The 3,651-nt window shown below is 63.5% G+C and carries 3 protein-coding genes; all 3 read left to right on the top strand.

Going from position 1 to position 3,651, the window contains the following annotated elements; all coding sequences use genetic code 11:
• On the top strand, positions 1-1,924 hold a 1,924-nt coding region (gene infB / locus EN994_RS22495; protein WP_127307815.1), incomplete at its 5' end, for a translation initiation factor IF-2.
• Positions 1,925-2,049: 125 nt separating this feature from the next.
• Entirely contained in the window at positions 2,050-2,490 is a 441-nt protein-coding gene (rbfA, locus tag EN994_RS22490) for a 30S ribosome-binding factor RbfA (protein WP_024503464.1), read from the top strand.
• On the top strand, positions 2,490-3,485 hold the full coding sequence (gene truB / locus EN994_RS22485; protein ID WP_013527892.1) for a tRNA pseudouridine(55) synthase TruB: 996 nt from the start codon (positions 2,490-2,492) through the stop codon (positions 3,483-3,485). The genes rbfA and truB overlap by 1 nt, the downstream gene beginning before the upstream one ends.
• Positions 3,486-3,651 lie beyond the last annotated feature (166 nt).

The following is a 3,651-nucleotide window of genomic DNA, read 5'->3' as shown; positions in this document are numbered from 1 at the left end:
GCGTCCGGCCAAGCCGACCAAGAGCGAGGAAGATCGCCGCCGTGGCAAGCTGACGCTAAATTCGGCATTGTCCGACGAAGATGCGCGAGCCCGTTCGCTGTCGTCGATGCGTCGCCGCCAGGAAAAATTCAAGCGCGCGATGCACAATGAGCCGCGCGAGAAAGTCATGCGCGAAGTGATCCTGCCAGAGACCATCACCATCCAGGAACTGGCGCAACGCATGTCCGAGCGCGCGGTCGACCTGGTCAAGTTCTTCATGAAGCAGGGCCAGATCCTGAAGCCGGGCGACGTCATCGACGCCGACACGGCCGAGCTGGTCGCCACCGAATTCGGCCACACGGTCCGCCGCGTCGCCGAATCCGACATCGAGGAAGGCCTGTTCAACATCGCCGACAATGCCGAGGACCTGGTTTCGCGTCCGCCGGTCGTGACGATCATGGGTCACGTCGATCATGGCAAGACCTCGCTGCTCGACGCGATCCGCAACGCCAATGTCGTCTCCGGCGAAGCCGGCGGCATCACCCAGCATATCGGCGCCTACCAGGTCGAGAAGAATGGTCACAAGATCACCTTCATCGACACGCCCGGCCACGCCGCCTTCACGGCGATGCGTGCTCGTGGCGCCCAGGCGACCGACATCGCCATCCTGGTGGTTGCGGCCGATGACAGCGTCATGCCGCAGACGATCGAATCGATCAGCCATGCCAAGGCGGCCGGCGTTCCGATCATCGTGGCGATCAACAAGATCGACAAGCATGATGCCGATCCGCAGAAGGTGCGCTCCGAACTGCTGCGCCACGAGGTTTTCGTCGAATCCATGGGCGGTGAAGTTCTGGACGTCGAAGTGTCGGCGACCAAGGGCACCAATCTCGACAAACTGCTCGAGGCGATCCTGCTGCAGGCCGAAATTCTCGACCTGAAGGCCAATCCGGACCGTACCGCCGAAGGCGTCGTCATCGAGGCCCAGCTCGACAAGGGCCGTGGTCCCGTTGCCACCGTGCTGGTGCAGACCGGCACGCTGATGCCGGGCGACATCCTCGTTGCCGGCAATGAATGGGGCCGGGTGCGTGCGCTGGTCAACGATCGTGGCGTGCAGATCAAGGAAGCGCCGCCGGCGATGCCGGTGGAAGTGCTTGGCTTGCAGGGCACCCCGCAGGCCGGCGATCGCTTCGCCGTGGTCAACAACGAGGCCCGTGCCCGCGAGATCACCGAATACCGCCAGCGTCTGGCGCGCGAGAAGGCGGTTGCCAAGCATGCCGGCCAGCGCGGTTCGCTCGAGCAGATGATGTCGCAGTTGCAGACAAGCGGGCTGAAGGAATTCCCGCTGGTCATCAAGGGCGACGTGCAGGGCTCGATCGAGGCGATCAACGCCGCACTCGACAAGCTCGGTACCGACGAAGTGCGTGCACGCATCGTCCATGCTGGCGCCGGCGCCATCACCGAAAGCGACGTGTCGCTGGCCGAGACTTCGGGTGCCGCGATCATCGGCTTCAACGTCCGCGCCAACGTCCAGGCACGTGCCGCTGCAGCGGCGGCTGGCATCGAGATCCGCTACTACTCGATCATCTACAACCTTGTGGATGACGTGAAGGCGGCTCTGTCGGGCCTGTTGTCGCCGGAGCGTCGCGAGACTTTCATCGGCAATGCGCAGATCCTCGAAATCTTCGACATCACCAAGGTCGGCAAGATCGCCGGCTGCCGTGTCACCGAAGGCAAGGTCGAGCGTGGTGCGGGCGTGCGCCTGATCCGCGACAACGTCGTCATCCACGAAGGCACGCTGAAGACGCTGAAGCGCTTCAAGGACGAAGTTTCGGAAGTCCCCGGCGGCCAGGAGTGCGGCATGGCCTTCCAGAACTACGAGGACATGCGCGTCGGCGACGTCATCGAGTGCTTCCGCGTCGAGATGGTGACCCGGACACTCTGAGTTCGAGTGACTTGTCCATACCGGGCGGTGGTCGAAAGGCCGCCGCCCCAAGTCTATTGAGAATGCCCATATGAGACATGCGGCACGGTTCCATCCCGCGCCTCACGCTTTCAGGATTGAGAAAAATGCCCCGTCCAACCGCATCCAGCCCATCCCAGCGCATGCTGCGCGTCGCCGAACAGGTGCGCCATGCGCTATCCGAAACCCTGCAGCGCGGCGAGATCATCGATCCGCTGATCGAGAACACCGTGGTGTCGGTCTCGGAAGTGCGCATGTCGCCCGATTTGAAGGTCGCTACCGCTTTCGTCTCGCCGCTCGGCGCCAAAGATGCCGATGCGGTGGTCGAGGCGTTGAACAAGCATGCGAAATTCGTCCGTGGCCGTGTCTCCGGCGCGCTGCGGCAGATGAAGTTCATGCCGGAGTTCCGCTTCAAGCTCGACACCTCCTTCGACAATTTTGCCAGGATCAACGACCTCTTGAAATCGCCGGAAGTGGCGCGCGATTTGGGTCCTGAGGACCAGGAAAACGCAGACCAGGACAAAGACGACAACAAGGACACCGAATAGTGGCGCGTCGCGGCAAGAAGAAGGGCCGGCCGATCTCGGGCTGGCTGATCCTGGACAAGCCGGTCGGCATGGGCTCGACCGAAGCCGTCTCCAAGATCAAATGGCTGTTCCAGGCGGAAAAGGCCGGCCATGCAGGCACGCTCGACCCGCTGGCGTCCGGCATGCTGCCGATCGCGCTTGGCGAGGCTACCAAGACCGTGCCTTACGTGCAGGACGGCGCCAAAATCTATCGCTTCACCGTTGCCTGGGGACAGGAGCGTTCGACCGATGACCTCGAAGGTCCGGTGACGAAAGAATCCGACCTGCGTCCGTCGGAAGCCCAAGTGCTCGCCCTGCTGCCGAAATACACCGGCGTCATCATGCAGACGCCGCCGCAATTCTCGGCCATCAAGATCGCAGGCGAGCGCGCCTATGATCTGGCCCGCGACGGCGCGACGGTCGACATACCCGCGCGAGAGATCGAGATCGGCCGTCTGGACGTTGTCGAGCATGGCGCCGACCATACTGTTTTCGAGGTCGAGTGCGGCAAGGGCACCTATGTGCGCTCGCTGGCCCGCGACATGGGCCGCGACATCGGCTGCTTCGGTCACATCTCCGAATTGCGCCGGGTCGAGGTCGAGCCGTTCACCTCGGAAGACTTCGTCACCATCGCCGAACTGGAAGCCGCCCGTTTCGGTGTGGAGGAGGTCGACAGCTCGGACACGACAGAAGCCGCTGACAAGGCAGAGGCTGCCGACAAGGTGGAAGCGCCAATCGACTTCGACGCCATCGATGCGCTTCTGGTCGACACATCGGCTGCCCTCGATTGCCTGCCGCAGATCGCCATCAGCGATGACGCGGCAACCAAGATCCGCCTCGGCAACCCGGTCATCATCCGCGGCCGCGACGCACCGGTGGAAGCCGAAGAAGCCTGCGCCACGGCGCGCGGCAAGCTGGTCGCCATCGGTGCCATTGAGCAAGGCATGTTCAAGCCCAAGCGGGTCTTTGCCGGTTGATTCCTGTCGTCTAATGTCGAGGCGAGGACTCGCACGAGGGGAATATGGCAAAGGCTGAGACCGTGAAGACGCGGGCACCGGCGAAAACGCGGCGGCCGCCGGTCGGTGCGTCGCCCGGCACGCTGATCGCCGACCCGTCGGCGCGTCGCTCGGAACTGCGTCTGAC

Source organism: Mesorhizobium sp. M7A.F.Ca.CA.002.09.1.1, assembly GCF_003998555.1.
In the GTDB taxonomy this organism is placed as follows: Bacteria; Pseudomonadota; Alphaproteobacteria; order Rhizobiales; family Rhizobiaceae; genus Mesorhizobium; species Mesorhizobium ciceri.
The sequence above is the reverse complement of the archived record's forward strand: the minus strand, read 5'-3'. Positions and strand labels throughout refer to the sequence as shown.